This window comes from Myxococcus llanfairpwllgwyngyllgogerychwyrndrobwllllantysiliogogogochensis (assembly GCF_006636215.1).
Taxonomy (GTDB): domain Bacteria; phylum Myxococcota; class Myxococcia; order Myxococcales; family Myxococcaceae; genus Myxococcus; species Myxococcus llanfairpwllgwyngyllgogerychwyrndrobwllllantysiliogogogochensis.
Genome location: NZ_VIFM01000483.1, coordinates 1 through 3029, shown reverse-complemented (window position 1 = coordinate 3029; position 3029 = coordinate 1). Strand labels below are relative to the sequence as shown.

The following is a 3029-nucleotide window of genomic DNA, read 5'->3' as shown; positions in this document are numbered from 1 at the left end:
AGCGTCCCCCGGCCCCGCCCGCGAAATCCGAGGCGTCCGGCGTACCGCTCCATGCGCTCCTGGAGGGCCTGCCGGACGCCTTCTTCACGCTCGACGCGGCCTGGCGCTTCACCTACGTCAGCCCGCGCATGGCGGAGCTGCTGGACGGCGTCGCCGGGCCCGGAGATGACGTGCGCCGCGCGTGCCCCGGCCTCTTGAAGCTGCGCGACCACCTGCGCTTCGAGCAGCCCGCCACCCAGCAGGCCGCCACGCGCTTCGAGCACGAGTGGCCGGACCGGGAGCTGTGCTTCGACGTGCGCGCGCGCGCGGTGCCCGGGGGCCTGCTGGTGCACTGCCGCGACATCACCGGAGAGCACCGGGTGCGCGAGGAGCTGCGGCGCGCCAGCGAGGTGTTCCGCGCCATCCACGAGGGCACGACGGACGCCGTCTACACGAAGGATTTGGAGGGCCGCTACCAGCTCATCAACAACGCGGGCGCGCGCGCGGTGGGCTACGAAATCTCGCAGATGGTGGGCCGCACGGACCACGAGCTGTTCGCGCCCGAAGTGGCGCGCGTCAACGCCGCCAACGACAGGGAGGTGCTCGCCTTCGGCCGCACCGTCACCTACGAGGACGGGCAGCCGGGCGTCGAGGGCCCTCGCGTGTGGCTGTCCACCAAGGGCGTGCTGCGCGACGCGGACGGCAAGGTGGTGGGGCTGTTCGGCATCAGCCGCGACATCACCCAGCGCAAGTGGGCGGAAGAGGAGGCGCGCCGGCACTCCGAGTTCCAGGAGCAGCTGATGGGCATCGTCAGCCACGACATCCGCAGCCCGCTGGGCGCCATCATGAACTGGTCGCGCGTCATGGCGGAGTCCGGCACGGCCGAGGACGCCCGGCGCACCAGCCAGCGCATCGCCACCGCGGCGGTGCGCATTGAACGGCTCACCCGCCTGCTCCTGGACTTCACGCGCACGCGGCTGATGGGTGGCGTGGCGATTGAGCCCCGGCCGGTGGACCTCAAGGACCTGGTGGAGCGCGTGGCCCACGAGTTCCGCGTGGCCTATCCCGAGCGCGTCATCGAGGTGGAGCACAAGGGCAACACGCAGGGCATGTGGGACCCGGACAGGCTGGGCCAGGTGGCCTCGAATCTCCTGGAGAACGCGCTCAAGTTCGGCCCCGCGGACACCCCCGTGAAGCTGGTGGCGCGCGTGGCTCGGGCCAACAAGCTGGTGCTGGAGGTCCACAACGGCGGGCGCCCCATCCCCGCGCACCTGTTGCCCCACCTCTTCGAGCCCTTCCGCAGCGGCCCGCAGACGACGCGCACGCTGAAGATGAGCTACGGCCTGGGCCTCTACATCGTCCGGGAAATCGTCCAGGCGCACGGCGGCGGCATCGAGGTCAGCTCCACCGAGGAAGAGGGCACGACGTTCATGGTGACGCTGCCCCGCCGCTCGCTGCCGGCGCGGCCTCCCGGTCAGTCCCCCCCGCGCGTGCCCCGCTCCGAGCCCAAGTAGCGATTCAGAAGCGCCGCCAGCTCCGAGCCCGCGAAGGGCTTGGTGAGGTAGTCGGTGCAGCCGCTCTCGAAGCCCGCCTGCACGCAGTCCGGCTCCATGCGCGTGCTGCACAGGATGATGGGCGTGTGGCGGGTGGGCTCGCGCCCGCGCAGCGCCCGGCACGTCTCCAGGCCGTCCAGGTTCGGCATCAGGATGTCGAGCACGACCAGGTCCGGCGCCTCGTCCCGCACGCGCTCCAGCGCCTCCAGCCCGTCGCGGGCGATGAGCGTCTCGAAGCCGCGCTCCACCATCATCATCTGGTGCAGCATCAGCACCGTGTGCGAGTCATCGACGAGGAGGACCTTCTTGCGTCGCATGGCGAAGCGCCTCCCGGGCCCGCGCCTTCAGGGCGAGGCCGTGGCCTGACAGAGCTGGCGCAGGTGCATCAAGCGCGGCGGGCCCATGCCCATGAACCGCACACCCATGCCATGGGGACAACACAGCCCGTCGCGCGGCGCGAAGGGGTTGGCCCACGCCACCACGCCGTGGGATTCCAGCCGCTCGCCCGTGGTGGGCAGGTGGATGCGCAACGTCACCGCCGCCCCGGGCCGCGCCGGCACCAGCGTGCGCACGAAGAGGCCCCCCGGGCTCAGCGCGAAGGACACGCCCGACGTCCAGGCCAGCCCCTGGGGCCCTCCCTCGCCGAACTCCACCGGGCAGCAGAAGGGCACCCGCTCCTCCACCCGCAGCGACGCGCCCTCGCGCCCCAGCATCGCGTGGATGCGCGGCAGCAGCGTCGCCGCGCGCCCGCTCTCCGCGGGTGTCACCGTCAGCGAGGGCACGCCCTCCAGCAACGCGCGAGCGGCCGTGCCCGAGCGCGCCCACACCCCGCCCCGGGCCCCATCACCGACGGCGATGAGCAGGTGGGGGGCGGAGCCGTGCTCCTCCACCCGCGCTGCGGCGCCCTCCACCGTGGCGCTGTACAGCAGGTGGTGGCCACTGACTTCCAACAGCGAGCCCAGCCCCGCCCACGTGCGCGCGCCTCCCGCGCCTCCGGCGAGCAGCACCACGCGCGGGCTGTAACGCTCGCTCGTGACAGGCGGGGGACGGGCGCCCAGAAGCGTGGCCAGCCGCGCGCGCACCGCCGCCTCGCCCACCGGCGCCAGCAGGCAGTCCTCCACGCCCTCCGCGTCCGCGGCCTCCAGCACCTCGGCGGGCGTCTCCGGCTCCGCCACCAGCACCACCGGCGCACCGGACGCACCCACGCGGGACTTGAGGCCGCCCAGTCCTCCGGGGCCGCGCTCGCTCACCTGGCGCCAGTGCACCAGCACCAACCGGGGCCGCGCTCGCGACAGCTCCAGGCTCACCGCGCCAGGCGCCGAGGCCTGCACCGGCTCACAGCCCAGTGCCCGGGCCGCGCGCGACAGTGCCAGCCACGCCTCCCCGGCCACGCCGACCCACAGCACCCTGGGCGAGGGCGGCGCCTCGAGGGTCGTTGGACGGACTGGGCCTGGGGCCATCCTCATGTGGTGCCTCCATGTCCGCATCCCCCCCAGC

At 73.3% G+C, this 3029-nt stretch carries 3 protein-coding genes; 1 reads left to right on the top strand and 2 read right to left on the bottom strand.

Annotation, left to right across the window (positions count from 1 at the left end; genetic code table 11):
• Window positions 1–1493, top strand: a 1493-nt coding sequence (locus tag FJV41_RS48595) for a PAS domain-containing sensor histidine kinase (protein ID WP_141649425.1), incomplete at its 5' end; no start/stop codon positions are given.
• On the opposite strand, the gene FJV41_RS48590 is transcribed toward FJV41_RS48595, so the two are convergent.
• Together FJV41_RS48590 and FJV41_RS48585 are read right to left on the bottom strand one after the other, a co-directional pair.
• Entirely contained in the window at window positions 1454–1849 is a 396-nt protein-coding gene (locus FJV41_RS48590; RefSeq protein ID WP_141649424.1) for a response regulator, read from the bottom strand. The two genes, FJV41_RS48595 and FJV41_RS48590, sit on opposite strands and share 40 nt — an antisense overlap.
• A gap of 27 nt (window positions 1850–1876) precedes the next feature.
• Complete coding sequence (locus tag FJV41_RS48585) at window positions 1877–2998, bottom strand: PilZ domain-containing protein (protein ID WP_141649423.1); 1122 nt, start codon at window positions 2996–2998, stop codon at window positions 1877–1879.
• Between the last annotated feature and the right edge of the window lie 31 nt (window positions 2999–3029).